Source organism: Eleftheria terrae (assembly GCF_030419005.1).
GTDB lineage: Bacteria > Pseudomonadota > Gammaproteobacteria > Burkholderiales > Burkholderiaceae_C > Caldimonas > Caldimonas terrae.
Genome location: NZ_CP106951.1, coordinates 2,482,972 through 2,498,597 on the forward strand (window position 1 = coordinate 2,482,972; position 15,626 = coordinate 2,498,597).

Genomic DNA, 15,626 nt, shown 5'->3' on the forward strand with positions numbered 1-15,626 from the left:
GCGCCCGGGCCTGCGGCCGCTGGGCGCAAGCGCCGCCGGACGGATCGTTCAGTCCAGCTGCGGCAGCACGGTGTCCTTCAAGTGCCCGCGCAGCTGCTCGTAGTCGGGCATCACCGAACGCACCACCTCCCAGAAGCGCGGGCTGTGGTTCATCTCGCGCAGGTGGGCCAGCTCATGGGCCACCACATAGTCGATGGTGGGCAGCGCGAAGTGGATCAGCCGCCAGTTGAGCCGGATGGAGCCGTCCGCCGAGGCACTGCCCCAGCGTGTCTGTGCCGAGGACAGCGCCAGGCGTTCATAGCGCACGCCGAGCTGCGCAGCGAAGTGCCGGCAGCGCGCCTCGAAGAGCTGGCGCGCCTGCTGTTGCAGCCAGCTCTGCACCGCGTCGCGGATCTGCTCCGGCGCCGCCTGCTGCGGCAGGCCCACGTGCAGCGTCAACCGCGGCACGCCGGGCAAGGCGTGCGGATCGGTGTTCAGCACGGCGCCGCTGACGCGGGCATCGAGCACCACGATGACGGTCTCGCCCAGGTAGGGCAGGCTGGTGCCGTCGTGCCAGGCCACGCGCGACTGCTGCAGGCGCTTGTTGCGCTCGTCCTGCTCGACCAGCTTGCGCAGGATCCAGGCCGCCTTGCCCTGCAGGGCCGACTCGACCTCGGCCAGAGCCACCCAGCGCGGCGCGCTGACGCTCAAGCCCTCGGTGCTGACGACAAAGCCGATGGAGCGGCGCTTGGCCCGCCTGAATTCATAGGCCACCGGATGGCCGTCAAGCCGGATCTCGCGGCTGGCACGCGGATGGCGCCAGATCGCCGGCGCCCGGAGGGTCGCCTCCGGCGCCTTGGCACCGCTGCCACCGGACGGCGGCGGCAGCGCTCGCGGGTCGCCGCCCGGAGCGGCAGGCGCCTCACCCGACGCGAAAGGCAGCGAGAGCTGCGCAGGCAGAAGTTCGCTGGCCCGGCTCTTTTTCATGGGCGGCAAGTATAGGAACTGGGGCGTGGACGGACGCGGAAATCGACGCCGGCGTGGGCCGGCCGTCGCAACACCCGGCAGCTGCCGGGTGTCGCTGCCTCAGGCGCCGCGGCCGGCCGGGCCACCAGCCGCGGGCGCTGTCGGCGCTGCAGCGGTGTAGGCCTCGGGGTCGAGGCGGCGCATCTCGGCCTCGATCCAGGCTTCCACCTCGCGCATCACCTCGTCGGCATCCCGGCCGGCGGTAGCGATGGCGGGGCCGATGGACACGTCCACCACCCCGGGCCGCTTGATGAAGGCCTTGCGCGGCCAGCAGCGGGCCGAAGTCACCGCAATCGGCACCACCGGGGTGCCGGTGGCCACCGCCAGGCGGGAGCCGCCGGTCTTGTACGGGCCCTGACCGCCGCGTGGCGTACGGGTGCCTTCCGGGAACATGATGACCCAGTTGCCCTGCTGCATGAAACGACGGCCCTGCTCGGCCACCTTGGTCCAGGCCTCGTTGCGCTTGCTGCGGTCGATGTGCACCATGTCCAGCCGCCCGATGGCCCAGCCGAAGAATGGCAGGAACAGCAGCTCGCGCTTGAAGACATAGCTCAGCGGGCGCGGCATCAGGCAGGGAAAGGCAAAGGTCTCCCAGGTGGACTGGTGCTTGGGCAGCAGGATGGCCGGGCCGTTGGGCAGGTGCTCCATGCCCTGCACCCGGGGGCGGATGCCGCAGATCCAGCGTGCGCCGAAGATGGCCACTCGCAGCCAGCCCACGCACATCCAGTACAGCGGTTCGCCGCGCACGACGATCGAGACGATCACGACCGCAATGGCCCAGGGCATCACCGTCACCACCAGCCACAGGGCATACAGCAGCGAACGCAGGAAAGACAACAGCAGCATCAGTCGTGGCCTCCAGCGGCCTTCGGAAAATGGGGGATCGAGGAAGAAGGGGAAGACGCCAGCAGGTGATCGACGAACGCGGCCAGGTCGGCATGCACGACGGTACCGGGCACCCGGCTGACGATGTGCTGGATGCCGGCCGGGTCGAGCCGGGCCGCCTTGCCGGTGAGCACCAGGTGGGGCCGGCAGCCGGCGGCAGCACCGGCTTGCAGGTCGCGCAGCGTGTCGCCGACCACCGGCACGCCGTCCAGCCCGATGCCGTAGTGCTCGGCGATCTGGTGGAACAGGCCGGGCAGGGGCTTGCGGCAGTCGCAGCCGTCGTCCGGGCCATGCGGGCAGAAGAACACCGCGTCGATGCGGCCGGCATGCTGGGCCAGCAGCCGGTTCATCTTGAGGTGCATCTCGTTCAGGGCGCCCATGTCGAACAGGCCGCGCGCCAGGCCCGACTGGTTGGTGGCCACCGCCACGTGCCAGCCCGCCTGGCACAGGCGTGCCACGGCTTCCAGCGCGCCGGGAATGGGCTGCCACTCGTCGGGACTCTTGACGAAATCGTCGCGGTCTTCGTTGAGGGTGCCGTCGCGGTCGAGGATGACGAGTTTCACTTCGGGCTCACTTCATCAGGTCGCCGTAGCCCGCATTGCCGCTTTCGCCACGCGCGGCCCGGGCCCGCTGCACCAGATGCTCGGCAAAGGCGGCCAAGTCGGCATGCACCCGGCTGCCCGGCACCTGGGCGGCCAGCGACTCGGCCTCCTCGGCGCTCAGCAGGGCGCTGCGGCCGGTGCGCACCAGGTGCGGTTCGCAGCCGGCGGCATGCGCGGCCTGCAGGTCGCGCACCGTGTCGCCAGCCACCGCCACTTGGTCGAGGTTGACGCCGAAGCGCTCGCCGATCTTCAGCAGCAGGCCCGGCGCCGGCTTGCGGCAGTCGCAACGGTCGGCGGCGGTGTGCGGGCAGATGAAGATCGCATCCACCCGCGCGCCGTGGCGTGCCAGCAGCTCGTTCATGTGCCGGTGCACCGCGTTCAGGCTCGCCATGTCGAGCAGGCCGGTGCCCAGGCCCGGCTGGTTGGTGGCCAGCACCACCTGCCAGCCGGCATGGTTGAGCCGGGCCACCGCCTCCAGTGCCCCCGGCAGTGGCTCCCACTCGCTGGGCGAGGCCACATGCTCCTCGCGGAACCGGTTGATGATGCCGTCGCGGCCCAGTACCACCAGCTTCATCGCACGTTCCACGTCGCGCTCCTCAGGCGGCCAGCTTGGACAGGTCGGCCACGCGGTTCATCGCCGCGTGCAGGGTGGCGAGCAGGCCCAGGCGGTTGGCGCGCAGGGCGGCGTCCTCGGCATTGACCATCACGTCGTCGAAGAAGGCATCCACCGGCACCTTCAGCGCGGCCAGCGCCTGCAGCGACGAGGCATAGTCGCCTCGCTCGAAGGCCGCGTCGGCCTGCGGACGGGCCGCCTGCAGCGCGCCGTGCAGCGCCTGCTCGGCCGGCTCGGCCAGCAGCGAGACATCGACCTGCGGCACCACCAGGCCATCGGCCTTCTTCAGGATGTTGCCCACCCGCTTGTTGGCGGCGGCCAGGCTCTCGGCCTCGGGCAGCGAGGCAAAGGCGCGCACCGCCTGCAGCCGCTTCGGCACGTCGGCCAGGTGCTGCGGCCGCAGCGCCAGCACCGCCTCCACTTCCTGGGCGGTGTAGCCCTGCTCGCGCAGGCCGCTGCTCAACCGGTCGTAGATGAAGTCGGCCAGCGGCGCGAGCGGTGCGCTCAGCTTGTCGCCGAACGGCGCGGCCGCCAGGGCGAGCAGCGCATCCAGCGCCAGCGGCAGCTCCTTCTCGCCCAGCATGCGGATCACGCCCAGCGCATGGCGGCGCAGGGCGAAGGGGTCCTTGTCGCCGGTGGGCACCTGGCCGATGCCAAACAGGCCCACCAGGGTCTCCAGCTTGTCGGCCAGCGCCACCACGACGCCGATCTGGTGGCGCGGCAGCTCGTCGCCAGCGAAGCGGGGCTTGTAGTGGTCCTCGATAGCGGTGGCGACCTCGGCGTCCAGGCCGTCATGGCGGGCGTAGTAGCCCCCCATGACGCCCTGCAGCTCGGGGAACTCGCCCACCATGTCGGTCAGCAGGTCGGCCTTGGCCAGCATGGCGGCCTGGTCGGCCCGCGCCGCCAGCACCTCGCCGCCGAGCTGGGCGCCGATGGCCCGGGCGATCGCCCGCACCCGCTCCACCCGCTCGCCCTGGGTGCCCAGCTTGCCGTGGTAGACCACCTTGGCGAGGCCGGGCACGCGCGACTCCAGCGTCCGCTTGCGGTCCTGGTCGAAGAAGAACTTCGCGTCGGCCAGGCGCGGGCGCACCACCCGCTCGTTGCCCCCGACCACCGCCGACGGATCCTCCGGACGGATGTTGCTGACCAGCAGGAAGCGGTGGGTCAGCCGGCCGTCGGCGTCCAGCAGCGGAAAGTACTTCTGGTTGGCCTTCATCGTCAGGATCAGGCATTCCTGCGGCACTTCCAGGAACTCGCGCTCGAACTGGCCGACCAGCACATTGGGCCGCTCCACCAGCGCCGTCACCTCGTCCAGCAGCGCCTCGTCCTCGATCGGACGCACACCGCCACCCACCGAGGCCGCTGCGGCCTGCAGCTGGCGCACGATCTCGGCGCGGCGCGCCTCGAAGCTCGCGATCACCGCGCCTTCGGTCTCCAGCTGGGCCGCGTAGCTGTCGGCATCGCGCAGCGCGACCGGGCTGTGCGCCGCCTCGAAGCGGTGGCCCTCGGTGTGGCGGCCGGCCTGCAAGCCCAGCACACCGACCGGCACCACCTGGTCGCCGTGCAACGCCACCAGCCCGTGCGCCGGGCGCACGAAGTTGACGCTGCTCCAGCCGTCGGCCAGCTGGTAGGTCATGACCTTCGGGATGGGCAGCTTGCCGAGCGTGTCCTCCAGCGCCTTCTGCAGGCCTTCGGCCAGCGTTGCGCCCTTCAGCACGCTGTCGTAGAACAGGGCCTCGGCCTTGCCGTCCATCGCGCGCTTGAGCTGCGGCACCGCGCTGGCGTCAGCGCCCAGGGCGGCCAGCTTCTTGAGCAGTGCCGGCGTCGGCTGGCCACTCGCGTCCAGGCCGACGCTGACCGGCATCAGCTTCTGCTGCACCGGCTTGTCGGCCGCCTGAGCCAGCACCGCGCTCACATGGGCGGCCAGCCGGCGCGGCGACGCAAACGGCGTGACAGCGCTGTCGGCGCCGGCCAGGCCCTGGGCGCGCAGGCTGTCGGCCAGGCCGGCGGCGAAGGCCTGGCCCAGCTTCTTCAGCGCCTTCGGCGGCAGTTCCTCGACGAAAAGTTCGACCAGCAGGTTGTGTGTGTTGCTCATGTTCAGGCTGCCTTCTTCGCCGGCAGTTGCGCCACCCAGTCGCGCGGGGCCATCGGGAAGCCGAGCCGCTCGCGGCTCTCGTAGTAGCTCTGCGCCACGCTGCGCGCCAGGTTGCGGATGCGGCCGATGTAGGCGGCCCGCTCGGTCACGCTGATGGCGCCGCGGGCGTCCAGCAGGTTGAAGGTGTGGGCCGCCTTCAGCACCTGCTCGTAGGCCGGCAGCGCGAGCTGCTGCTCCATCAGGTGCTTGGCCTGCTTCTCGTGCGCGCCGAAGGCCGAGAGCAGGAAATCGACGTCGCTGTGCTCGAAGTTGTAGGTCGACTGCTCGACCTCGTTCTGGTGGTAGACGTCGCGGTAGCTCAGGCCCTCGGTCCACTGCAGGTCGTAGACGTTCTCCACGCCCTGCAGGTACATCGCCAGGCGCTCCAGGCCGTAGGTGATCTCGCCGGTCAGCGGCTTGCAGTCGATGCCGCCCACCTGCTGGAAGTAGGTGAACTGCGTCACCTCCATGCCGTTGAGCCAGACCTCCCAGCCCAGGCCCCAGGCGCCGAGCGTCGGGTTCTCCCAGTCGTCCTCGACGAAGCGCACGTCGTTCTTCTTCAGATCGAACCCCAGCGCCTGCAGCGAGCCCAGGTAGAGCTCCAGGATGTTGGCCGGTGCCGGCTTCAGCACCACCTGGTACTGGTAGTAGTGCTGCAGGCGATTCGGGTTCTCGCCATAGCGGCCGTCCTTGGGCCGGCGGCTGGGCTGCACATAGGCGGCCCGCCAGGGCTCGGGCCCGATGGCGCGCAGGAAGGTGGCCGTATGGCTGGTGCCCGCGCCCACTTCCATGTCGTAGGGCTGCAGCAGCGCGCAACCCTGGGCGGCCCAGTACTCCTGCAGCCGCAGGATGATTTGCTGGAAGGTCAGCATCGTGTGTGGTGAGGTGAGTCGCAGAAGGCCCGGTCGCCTGGACGCCCGGGCTAAATGATTGATTCTATTTGGGAAGTGGCGCCTGGGCGGGGTGCATGCCCTCAGGCATCGCGCCGGCGCCACACCCAGGCAGCCAGCAGCACGCCTGCCGCCAATGCCAGCAGGGGCCAGAGCCCCGCCGCCGAGGCCCAGCGTGCAAACGGCGTCAGGCCGGCACGGCCCTGCACCGGTCCGGTGAGCACGCCGCGGGTGAAGGTGGGCAGTTGCTGGGTGACGCGGCCGGTGTGGTCGATCACCGCGGTGGCGCCGGTGTTGGTGGCGCGCAGCATCGGCAGCTGGAACTCCAGCGTGCGCATGCGCGAGATCTGCAGATGCTGGTAAGGCGCCACCGTGTCGCCGAACCAGCCGATGTTGCTCATGTTGGCGAAAACGGTGGGCGCGCGGGCCGGATCGGCAAAGCGCGCCGCCAGCTCCTCGCCGAACAGATCCTCGTAGCAGATGTTGGGCGCCACCCGCTCGCCACGCACCTCGAACGACGGCGCGTTCAGCGGGCCGCGGTCGAAGTCACCGAGCGGCATGCGCATCAGGTCGACGAACCAGCGGAAACCGGTCGGGATCACTTCGCCAAAGGGCACCAGGTGGTGCTTGTCGTAGCGGTAGTGCGGCTGGCGCCCACGCGCCAGCCCGAGCACCGAGTTGGTGTAGCCGGTGTCCAGGTCGCCCAGCGGCAGGCCCAGCAGCACCGCGGTCTGGCCCTGCGCCACCTGCCGCTCCAGGGCGTCCCAGTAGCCCGGCGGCAGCTGCTGCGGCAACAGCGGAATGGCGGTCTCGGGCGTGATCACCAGGTCGCCGGTGGCCGCCTGCAGCTGGTCGGCATACCAGTCGAGCACCGCGGGCAGGCGGGCGGCGTCGAACTTCTCGTCCTGCGGCACATTGCCCTGCAGCAGGGTGACGGTCAGGTTGCGGGTGGGGGTGGTGAACCCCTCGCTGACGGCCGAGGCCGCCACGCACAACGCCAGCGCCGACAGCAGCGGCGCCCAGCCGCACGGACGGCCGCCCGTGTTCAGCAGCTTGCCCAGCGCTGCGCCCAGCCACGCGGCGACGAAGCCGATGCCGTAGACACCCACCCAGGGCGCAAGCGGGGCCAGCGGTCCATCGACATGGGCGTAGCCGGAAGCCGCCCACGGAAAGCCGGTGAAGACAAGCCCGCGGGCCAGCTCGGCCAACAGCCACAGCGCCGCGAACAACGGCGCCAGCCACAAGCGGGTGCGCGCCGCCAGGCGCGCATGCAGCGCCATCGCGCCGGCCAGGTAGAGCGACAGGAAGGCGCTCAACAGCAGCACCGCCGCCGCGGCCAGCCAGGCCGGCAGCCCGCCGTAGCGGTGCATGCTGATGAAGAGCCACCAGGTGCCCCCCACCAGCCAGACGGTGCCGAACACCCAGCCGATGCCGGCGGCACGCCAGGCGGAGCCGGCCTGCTGCACCCGCCAAGCGAGCAGCGCGATGGCCAGCAGTTGCACCCACCAGAGCGAGGTGTTGCCGAAGCTCCAGGCGTGGGCCGCCCCCGCGCCAGCGGCGGCCAGCAATTCAAGCCAGAGCGGCATCAGTGATCCGCGGCGGCAGGCTCGGGCGCCGGCGCCCGCGACACCTTGAACCAGCGCACCGCGCCGGCCCGGGTGAACATCACGGAGAAGCGCAGGCCGCCAATCTCGGCCACCTCGCCGCGCCGCGGCACATGGCCCAGCTCGTGCGAGATCAGGCCGCCGATCGTCTCGAAATGGTCGTCCGGCAGCTCGGTGGCGAAGAAGGTGTTGACGGCCTCGATGTCGGCGTCGCCCGCCACCCGGTGGGTGCCGTCCGCCAGCGTGTAGATGCCGGTCGGCGCGTCGTCGTCGTCGAACTCGTCCTCGATCTCGCCGACGATTTCTTCCAGCACGTCCTCGATCGTGATCAGCCCGGCGGTCTTGCCGAACTCGTCGATCACGATGGCCAGGTGGTTGCGGTTGGAGCGGAAATCGCGCAGCAGTTCGTTCAGCCGCTTGGACTCAGGCACGAAAACTGCTGGCCGCAGCAGGGTGCGCAGGTTCAATTCCGGCGCGCGTTGCAGCTTGAGCAGGTCCTTGGCCATCAGGATGCCGATCACGTTGTCGCGCTGCTCCTGGTAGACGGGAAAGCGCGAGTGGGCGGTGTCGATCACGATGGCCAGCAGTTCTTCGTAGGGAGCGTCGATGTCCAGCAGGTCCATGCGGGGCGCGGCGACCATGACGTCTCCGGCGGTCATGTCGGCCATGCGCAGCACGCCCTCGAGCATGAGGCGGGATTCGGGCTCGATCAGCTCGCGGTCCTCGGCTTCGGCGAGGGTCTCGATCAGCTCGTCCTTGGAGTCGGGTCCGGGTGAAATGAACTCGACCAGACGTTCGAAGAGGGTTCGCTTGTCACCGGTGCGGTGGCCGTGCGAACGACTCGGGTGCGGTTCGGACACAAGCATGCGTCGGAGTTGGGGAATGCCAAGGATACCCCACGGGCGGCAGCGCTTCCACCGCGGCCGGCGCGCCGGCCGCGGCCTCGCTACACTGATCGTTTCGCCATGCCGCTGCCGCGCAGCGGCCGCCGGCAGCCCGCGCAGGCCCGAGGGGCCGCGCCCGCCGGCCTTCCCTGACTACAAGGTGCCCCCATGTCCCAAGGCCTGATTCCCGCCACCATCCTGACCGGCTTCCTCGGCAGCGGCAAGACGACCCTGCTCAAGCGGGTGCTGACCGAAGCCCACGGGCAGAAGATCGCCGTCATCGAGAACGAGTTCGGCGAAGAGAACATCGACAACGACATCCTGGTCGCCGAGTCCAAGGAACAGGTCATCCAGATGAGCAACGGCTGCATCTGCTGCACCATCCGCGAAGACCTGCGTGCCACCCTCTCCGACCTGGCGGCCCGCCGCCGCAAGGGCGAGCTGGAGTTCGACCGCGTCGTCATCGAGACCACCGGCCTGGCCGACCCCGGCCCGGTGGCGCAGACCTTCTTCATGGACGACGAGATCGCCGAGCAGTACCTGCTCGACTCGGTGCTGACCCTGGTCGACGCCAAGCACGCCAACCAGCAGCTCAACGACCGGCTCGAGGCACGCCGCCAGATCGGCTTCGCCGATCAGATCTTCATCAGCAAGACCGACCTGGTGGACGAAGCGAGTGCTGACGCACTGGCCCACCGCATCAAGCACATGAACCCGCGCGCCCCGCAGCGCCGGGTGCATTTCGGCGAGGTGCCGCTGAGCGAGGTGTTCGACCTGCGCGGTTTCAACCTGAATGCCAAGCTGGAGATCGACCCCGACTTCCTGAAGGCGGACGACGAGCACGACCACCATCACCACCACGACCATGATCACGACCACGAGCATGGCGAGCACTGCGACCACCCGCACCACCACCATCACGACGATGACGTGAAGTCCTTCGTGTTCCGCGCCGAGCGCCCCTTCCAGCCGGCCAAGCTGGAGGACTTCCTCGGCACCATGGTGAACATCTACGGCCCGCGCCTGCTGCGCTACAAGGGCGTGCTCGACATGGTGGGCACCGACCGCAAGGTGATCTTCCAGGGCGTGCACCAGCTGATGGGCAGCGACCTCGGCCCCAAGTGGGGCGAGGGCGAGGCCAGGATGAGCAAGATGGTCTTCATCGGCATCGACCTGCCGCGCGACATCCTCCTGCAAGGCCTGGAGCAGTGCCTGGCTGACTGAGCCCCGGGCCGGACGTGACGATCCGACACATCACCCTGGGGAAAACGCCAGCGCTTCTTCTTGTGGGATCGCTACAATCCGCGGCGCCCTTGGGTCCCCACCCAGGGCCACGACCTAGCCGATTCTGGCCAGAGCAGGTATATAACTGCCACAGCGAGGAGACGGAAAGTGAGCAAGACCCCGGCCCAGCGAATCAGCAGTGCCCAGCCGGCAACCGAGCCCCTACCCGCGGGCGAAGTGGCCGGCCAGATCGCGAGGGCGCCCCAGGCCAACAAGGCCGCGGCGGCCCAGCGAAACACTGCAGCGAAGGCGTCAAAAGCGCCCGCTGTACCGGCCCAGGAACCCGACGAGAGTGACAGCGACATGGTGAGCCCCCCTCCCGCGACGCCCAAGCCCGGCGCCAAGAAGGCCACGACCGACAGCAAGTCGGCCGCGCCTCGGCGCACGGCTGGCAAGGCCGGGGCCGCCCAGGCGCCGGCAGAGGCGCCCGAGTCGGTGCCGGCGCTTTCGTCAGCGCCCGCGACTGCCGGGCGTGCCACCTCCGGAACATCCATGACCCCTTCATCTGCTACAGCGGTTCTCGATCAGCCCCGCCCCACCATGCCTCAAGCCGACCCCAAACTCGCCAACGCCTGGAAGAACAAGCCCGGGCGCGAACTGTCCGACGCCGAGGTGCTCGCCATGCCGGAGGCGGAATACATGAGCGACAAGCAGCTCGAGTTCTTCCGCGCCAAGCTGGAAAGCCTCAAGGAAGACCTGCTCAGCAATGCCGGCGAAACCACCGAGCACCTGCGCGAGGACACCAGCATCGTCCCCGACCCGGCGGACCGCGCCACCATCGAGGAAGAGCACGCGCTGGAGCTGCGCACCCGCGACCGCGAGCGCAAGCTGCTCAAGAAGATCTCGCAGGCGCTGGCGCGCATCGACGCCGGCGACTACGGCTTCTGTGACGAAACCGGCGAGCCGATCGGCCTCGGGCGGCTGATCGCGCGGCCGACGGCTACACTGTCTCTCGAAGCTCAGCAACGACGCGAGCTGAAACAAAAGCTGTTCGGAGACTGATCGTCCCGCAAAGCCCCATGTCGGACCCCAAAGACAAAGACAATCCGAGTTTCTTGCGCAAGGTGGTGAGGTTCGTGGCGAACCCCACCACCGATTGGTCCGACCTGAGCACCAACAGCACGGAGTCGCGCGAAAGCGAGTACGCCAAGTCCGAACTGAAGGCGATGATCGAGCGCAAGCGGCGCAACGATTTCGTCCGCAAGCGCGAGTTCGACATGCTGCGCAAGGTGCGCCGCGAAGGCCTGACCGAGGCCACCGTGGGCGCCCTGGAAGCCACCTCCAACCTCGACGAGAACGACCGCGACCTGGTGGCGAAGTCCGACGTCGGGGTGGTCAAGGCCAAGATCGACGAGATCGAGCAGCAGATGGTCGGCGAGCAGATCGGCCTGCGGCGTTCGCCCTCGTTCTACAACGCGCCGACCCAGCCTTCGCCCCTGCACGAGCCAGCCGCCATGCCGCCGGCCCTGCCGGTGCCGCCCGCAGCCCCTGTGAATGGCGCGGTGCAGCCCGCACCGGTGCCGGTGGCCGCCCCGGCACTGCAGCCACCGCCCCCGCCCGCGGCCCCGCCGTCGCACAGCCCGATCCCGGTGCTGGGCGCCAACCTGGCCGCCTTCGGCGAGGAATTCGCGGTCGAGGTCAACGAGGTCGCCCACGACCCTGAGCTGGACGAGGCGGTGATCGCCTTCGCCAACGCCGATTTCACCTCCTGCGAGCAGTCGCTGTCGGAGCTGATCCAGAGCGGCGCCAGCCGCAACCAGCACGCCGAGACCTGGATGGTGCTGTTCGACCTCTACCGCGCCACCGCACAGCAGGTGAAGTTCGAGAGCCTGGCGCTCGACTACGTGCACCAGTTCGGCTGGTCGGCGCCGCAGTGGTTCTCGCTGCCGCGCATGGTGGCCGAGGCCACCGTGGAGGACGTGCCGACCACCGTGCAGGCCAAGCTGGAAGGCCAGGTCGGCTGGGTCTGCCCGGAGCTGCTGGATGTCGAGGCCGTCGCGCAGCTGCGTTCGCAGACGCTGCAGATGCCGCTGCCCTGGGTGCTGGACTGGGCGCCGCTGCAGAGCATCGACGCCGAAGCGTCGGCCCGCCTGAGCGAGGTGTTCCGCGGCTGGGCCGATGACAACCTGGAAATGCGCTGGCTGTCGGGCGACCGGTTGATCCAGGTGCTGCAGGACGCGGCACCCACCGGCGTCAAGGACGCCGACCCGGCATTCTGGCTGCTGCGCCTGGAGGTGCTGCGCCTGGCCAACCGGCCGGACCAGTTCGACGAGGTGGCGATCGACTACTGCGTCACCTACGAAGTCTCGCCGCCCTCCTGGGAAGCGGCGCGCTGCCAGATTAAGATCGGCGGCAACACCGGCGCGACCAACACCTCTTCGGCTCCCTTGTCCGTGGTGAGCGACGTCTCGACGAGCTTTGTCGAGTCACAGATCATGGACGATCCGGGGGTGATCGAGGTGGCGTCGCTGGAGCTGTCCGGCCAGCTGGTCGGCGACATCTCCGAGACCCTCAAGGTCCTGGACCAGGGACTGGGCAAGGCCGCCATCGTCAAGGTCGCCTGCACCCGCCTGATCCGCGTCGACTTCATCGCCGCCGGCGACTTGCTCAACTGGGTGCTGAACCGGCGCAGCGAAAACCGCGCCATCCAGTTCGAGGAAACCCACCGCCTGGTGGCCCTGTTCTTCGGCGCGATGGGCATCACCGAGCATGCCCGGGTCAAGGTGCGCAACATCTGAGTCGCCAGCGGCGCACCCGGCCGCCGGCCGTCACGTTCGAGGCTGTCACATTCGCGGCCGCCACTTTCACGGCCGGCCCGCTTGAAGGCCGGCCCGGCGTCCCCACATCCTCCAGTCATGGCCCGCAACGCGCGCGCCGCCGTCCGAGCCGGCCAGGCACGGCCGGACGGAGGCGAGCCGGCGTGGCGCGGCTTGCACTAGACTCATTCGGACCCTTCATGGAACCCTACCACGGCACCACCATCGTGAGCGTCCGCCGCGGCAACAGCGTTGCCATCGGCGGCGACGGCCAAGTCACGCTCGGCACCATCGTCGTCAAGGCCTCGGCCCGCAAGGTGCGCAAGCTCTACCGCGACCAGGTGCTGGCCGGTTTTGCCGGCGCCACGGCCGACGCCTTCACGCTGTTCGAGCGCTTCGAGGCCAAGCTGGAGAAACACCAGGGCCACCTGTCGCGCGCTGCCATCGAGCTGACCAAGGACTGGCGCACCGACCGGGTGCTGCGCCGCCTGGAGGCCATGCTGGCCGTCGCGGACAAGGACACCTCGCTGATCATCACCGGCAACGGCGACGTGCTGGAACCGGAATACGGCATCGTCGCCATCGGCTCCGGCGGTGCCTATGCCCAGGCAGCAGCGCGGGCGCTGCTCGACCACACCGAGCTGGCCCCGCGGGACGTGGTGAAGCGGTCACTGGAAATCGCCGGCGACCTCTGCATCTACACCAACCACCATCACACGATCGAGACGCTGGGCTGATGCCTGTTGCCGTCCCCGATCCCACCGTTTGCTGAAAGACACCCCATGAGTGCGATGACCCCGCAGGAAATCGTCTCCGAGCTCGACCGCCACATCATCGGCCAGGCGCAGGCCAAGCGGGCGGTCGCCATCGCGTTGCGCAACCGCTGGCGGCGCCAGCAGGTCGACGAGAAGCTGCGCCCGGAGATCACACCGAAGAACATCCTGATGATCGGCCCGACCGGCGTCGGCAAGACCGAGATCGCACGCCGCCTGGCCAAGCTGGCCGACGCGCCCTTCATCAAGGTGGAGGCGACCAAGTTCACCGAGGTCGGCTACGTGGGCAAGGACGTCGACTCCATCGTCCGCGACCTGGTGGACATGGCGGTCAAGCAGACCCGCGAGTCCGAGATGCGCAAGGTCCGCACCCGGGCCGAGGACGCAGCCGAAGAACGGGTGCTGGACGCCCTGGTGCCGCCGCCGCGTGGCGACTTCGGCCTGGCACCCGCGCCGGCCACCGACAACACCGCCCGCCAGACCATGCGCAAGCGCCTGCGCGAGGGCCTGATGGACGACAAGGAAATCGAGATCGACGTTGCCGACGTCAAGCCCTCGCTGGAGATCATGGGCCCGCCCGGCATGGAGGAAATGACCGAGCAGCTGCGCGGCATGTTCGCCAATCTGGGCAACGGCAAGCGCAAGCAGCGCAAGCTCAAGATCGCCGAGGCGATGAAGCTGCTGGTGGACGAGGAAGCCGCCAAGCTGCTCAACGAGGACGAGGTGCGCACCCAGGCGCTGGCCAATGCCGAGCAGAACGGCATCGTGTTCATCGACGAGATCGACAAGGTCACCTCCCGCTCCGAGGGCAGCGGTGCCGAAGTGTCGCGCCAGGGCGTGCAGCGCGACCTGCTGCCGCTGGTCGAGGGCACCACGGTGAACACCAAGTACGGCATGGTCAAGACCGACCACATCCTGTTCATCGCCTCGGGCGCCTTCCACCTGAGCAAGCCCAGCGACCTGATTCCCGAGCTGCAGGGCCGTTTCCCGATCCGGGTGGAGCTGGGCTCGCTGTCGGTCGACGACTTCGAGGCCATCCTGACGCAGACGCATGCCAACCTGACGCGCCAGTACCAGGCGCTGCTGGCGACCGAAGGCGTGCAGCTCGAATTCACTCCCGAAGGCATCCGCCGCCTTGCCCAGATTGCCTACGAGGTCAACGAGCGAACGGAGAACATCGGCGCACGCCGGCTGTCCACCGTGATGGAGCGCCTGCTCGACGAGGTGTCCTACGAGGCGACCCGGCTCAGCGGCCAGACCGTCACGGTCGACGCACCCTATGTGGAAAGCAAGCTGGCCGAGCTGTCGAAGAACGAGGACCTGTCGCGCTACATCCTCTGAGGCCGTGCCTCAGCCGCGCCCGCTGGCGCGGCTGTGTGCGATGTGCAGCAGGCCCTCGAACACCAGCGATTCGACCAGCTCGAAGGGCACGGTGAGGTAGGGCGCCATCTTCCAGCCAGCGCCACCGCCGATGATGCAGCGCGGCGCTTGCCCGCAATGCTGCACGATGTTGCGGTGCATGCGCTCGATGGCGCCGGCGATGGCATAGGTGCCGCCGCTGGTCAGCGCATCGCTGGTGTTGGCGGGGAAGTCGCGCACTTCGCCGGTCGGCACATGCAGGCCGGCGGTGCCGGACTCCAGGGCCCGCAGCATGATGCCGTGGCCGGGCAGGATCAGCCCGCCGAGGAAACAGCCCGAGGCGTCGATGGCGTCGACCGTCACCGCGGTGCCCACCATCACCACCAGCGCCGGGCCGGGTGCCGACTCGCGCAGCAGGCGCGAGCGCGCGCCGATCATCGCCACCCAGCGGTCGGCGCCCAGGCGCGAGGGGTGGTCGTAGCCGTTGACGACGCCTGCCTCCGCGGGGCTGGACACGACCCAGCGCGGCGTGACGTCCCACAACTCGAGCTGCTCCTCCACATCGTGGCGCACCGCATCGCCGGCGACACAGCAGCCCAGCACCAAAGTGGGCGTGGGCAGGTCCTTCCAGTCGCCCTCGGCCAGCTGGTGGATGGTTTCCAGGAAGGCTGCGCCATGCGCCAGCAACCGGGCTTGCGGTTGGGGCGCCTCGTAGAGCGCCCACTTGAGGCGCGTGTTGCCGATGTCGATGGCGAGGAACATGTCGAGCGGCATTATCCCGAATTCGAACGCTCGTGCGCGTCTCCCGCCCCTGGGCCGCAGCAGCCCGCTGCCAGA

Annotated in this window: 14 protein-coding genes; 5 read left to right on the top strand and 9 right to left on the bottom strand. The window is 69.3% G+C overall.

Annotated elements, in window-relative coordinates; genetic code table 11:
• Nucleotides 1–48: 48 nt before the first annotated feature.
• From N7L95_RS10865 to N7L95_RS10900, 8 genes are all read right to left on the bottom strand, one after another.
• Nucleotides 49–966, bottom strand: a complete 918-nt coding sequence (locus N7L95_RS10865; protein WP_301259840.1) for a M48 family metallopeptidase — start codon at nucleotides 964–966, stop codon at nucleotides 49–51.
• 99 nt (nucleotides 967–1,065) lie between these two features.
• Nucleotides 1,066–1,842, bottom strand: coding sequence for a lysophospholipid acyltransferase family protein (locus N7L95_RS10870; RefSeq protein ID WP_301260124.1), 777 nt, complete (start codon nucleotides 1,840–1,842; stop codon nucleotides 1,066–1,068).
• An 8-nt stretch (nucleotides 1,843–1,850) separates the two neighbouring features.
• Nucleotides 1,851–2,453: a D-glycero-beta-D-manno-heptose 1,7-bisphosphate 7-phosphatase gene (gene gmhB, locus N7L95_RS10875; RefSeq protein ID WP_301259841.1), complete on the bottom strand. Its 603-nt coding sequence runs from the start codon at nucleotides 2,451–2,453 to the stop codon at nucleotides 1,851–1,853.
• 7 nt (nucleotides 2,454–2,460) lie between these two features.
• Nucleotides 2,461–3,066 (bottom strand): D-glycero-beta-D-manno-heptose 1,7-bisphosphate 7-phosphatase, encoded by a 606-nt coding sequence (gene gmhB / locus N7L95_RS10880; RefSeq protein WP_301260125.1) that lies wholly within the window; start codon nucleotides 3,064–3,066, stop codon nucleotides 2,461–2,463.
• A 22-nt stretch (nucleotides 3,067–3,088) separates the two neighbouring features.
• A complete protein-coding gene (glyS, locus tag N7L95_RS10885) occupies nucleotides 3,089–5,200 on the bottom strand; it encodes a glycine--tRNA ligase subunit beta (RefSeq protein WP_301259842.1) in 2,112 nt (703 codons plus the stop codon).
• 2 nt (nucleotides 5,201–5,202) lie between these two features.
• Nucleotides 5,203–6,111, bottom strand: coding sequence for a glycine--tRNA ligase subunit alpha (gene glyQ / locus N7L95_RS10890; RefSeq protein ID WP_301259843.1), 909 nt, complete (start codon nucleotides 6,109–6,111; stop codon nucleotides 5,203–5,205).
• A 101-nt stretch (nucleotides 6,112–6,212) separates the two neighbouring features.
• Nucleotides 6,213–7,715 (bottom strand): apolipoprotein N-acyltransferase, encoded by a 1,503-nt coding sequence (gene lnt, locus N7L95_RS10895; protein WP_301259844.1) that lies wholly within the window; start codon nucleotides 7,713–7,715, stop codon nucleotides 6,213–6,215.
• Entirely contained in the window at nucleotides 7,715–8,599 is an 885-nt protein-coding gene (locus N7L95_RS10900) for a CorC family transporter (protein WP_301259845.1), read from the bottom strand. Before N7L95_RS10900 ends, lnt begins: the two co-directional genes overlap by 1 nt.
• Nucleotides 8,600–8,785: 186 nt before the next feature.
• Between N7L95_RS10900 and N7L95_RS10905 the strand changes: the two genes are divergently transcribed.
• The 5 genes from N7L95_RS10905 to hslU all read left to right on the top strand — a co-directional run bounded on the left by N7L95_RS10905 (nucleotide 8,786) and on the right by hslU (nucleotide 14,771).
• Nucleotides 8,786–9,841, top strand: a complete 1,056-nt coding sequence (locus tag N7L95_RS10905; protein ID WP_301259846.1) for a CobW family GTP-binding protein — start codon at nucleotides 8,786–8,788, stop codon at nucleotides 9,839–9,841.
• 168 nt (nucleotides 9,842–10,009) lie between these two features.
• Complete coding sequence (gene dksA / locus N7L95_RS10910) at nucleotides 10,010–10,903, top strand: RNA polymerase-binding protein DksA (RefSeq protein WP_301259847.1); 894 nt, start codon at nucleotides 10,010–10,012, stop codon at nucleotides 10,901–10,903.
• Between the two features lie 17 nt (nucleotides 10,904–10,920).
• Complete coding sequence (locus tag N7L95_RS10915) at nucleotides 10,921–12,639, top strand: hypothetical protein (protein WP_301259848.1); 1,719 nt, start codon at nucleotides 10,921–10,923, stop codon at nucleotides 12,637–12,639.
• A 218-nt stretch (nucleotides 12,640–12,857) separates the two neighbouring features.
• Nucleotides 12,858–13,394, top strand: a complete 537-nt coding sequence (gene hslV, locus N7L95_RS10920) for an ATP-dependent protease subunit HslV (protein WP_301259849.1) — start codon at nucleotides 12,858–12,860, stop codon at nucleotides 13,392–13,394.
• 45 nt (nucleotides 13,395–13,439) lie between these two features.
• On the top strand, nucleotides 13,440–14,771 hold the full coding sequence (gene hslU / locus N7L95_RS10925) for an ATP-dependent protease ATPase subunit HslU (protein ID WP_301259850.1): 1,332 nt from the start codon (nucleotides 13,440–13,442) through the stop codon (nucleotides 14,769–14,771).
• 9 nt (nucleotides 14,772–14,780) lie between these two features.
• On the opposite strand, the gene N7L95_RS10930 is transcribed toward hslU, so the two are convergent.
• Nucleotides 14,781–15,551 carry a type III pantothenate kinase gene (locus N7L95_RS10930; protein WP_301259851.1) on the bottom strand — a complete coding sequence of 257 codons (771 nt, stop codon included), beginning with the start codon at nucleotides 15,549–15,551 and terminating at the stop codon, nucleotides 14,781–14,783.
• Nucleotides 15,552–15,626 lie beyond the last annotated feature (75 nt).

What these genes read in the sequence shown, in the direction of transcription:
- hslU (WP_301259850.1), top strand. Translation starts at nt 13,440, where the DNA reads ATGAGTGCGATGACCCCGCAGGAAATCGTCTCCGAGCTCGACCGCCAC.
- N7L95_RS10915 (WP_301259848.1), top strand. Translation starts at nt 10,921, where the DNA reads ATGTCGGACCCCAAAGACAAAGACAATCCGAGTTTCTTGCGCAAGGTG.
- hslV (WP_301259849.1), top strand. Translation starts at nt 12,858, where the DNA reads ATGGAACCCTACCACGGCACCACCATCGTGAGCGTCCGCCGCGGCAAC.
- N7L95_RS10900 (WP_301259845.1), bottom strand. Translation starts at nt 8,599, where the DNA reads ATGCTTGTGTCCGAACCGCACCCGAGTCGTTCGCACGGCCACCGCACC.
- glyQ (WP_301259843.1), bottom strand. Translation starts at nt 6,111, where the DNA reads ATGCTGACCTTCCAGCAAATCATCCTGCGGCTGCAGGAGTACTGGGCC.
- gmhB (WP_301260125.1), bottom strand. Translation starts at nt 3,066, where the DNA reads ATGAAGCTGGTGGTACTGGGCCGCGACGGCATCATCAACCGGTTCCGC.
- lnt (WP_301259844.1), bottom strand. Translation starts at nt 7,715, where the DNA reads ATGCCGCTCTGGCTTGAATTGCTGGCCGCCGCTGGCGCGGGGGCGGCC.
- N7L95_RS10930 (WP_301259851.1), bottom strand. Translation starts at nt 15,551, where the DNA reads ATGTTCCTCGCCATCGACATCGGCAACACGCGCCTCAAGTGGGCGCTC.
- N7L95_RS10865 (WP_301259840.1), bottom strand. Translation starts at nt 966, where the DNA reads ATGAAAAAGAGCCGGGCCAGCGAACTTCTGCCTGCGCAGCTCTCGCTG.
- glyS (WP_301259842.1), bottom strand. Translation starts at nt 5,200, where the DNA reads ATGAGCAACACACACAACCTGCTGGTCGAACTTTTCGTCGAGGAACTG.
- N7L95_RS10905 (WP_301259846.1), top strand. Translation starts at nt 8,786, where the DNA reads ATGTCCCAAGGCCTGATTCCCGCCACCATCCTGACCGGCTTCCTCGGC.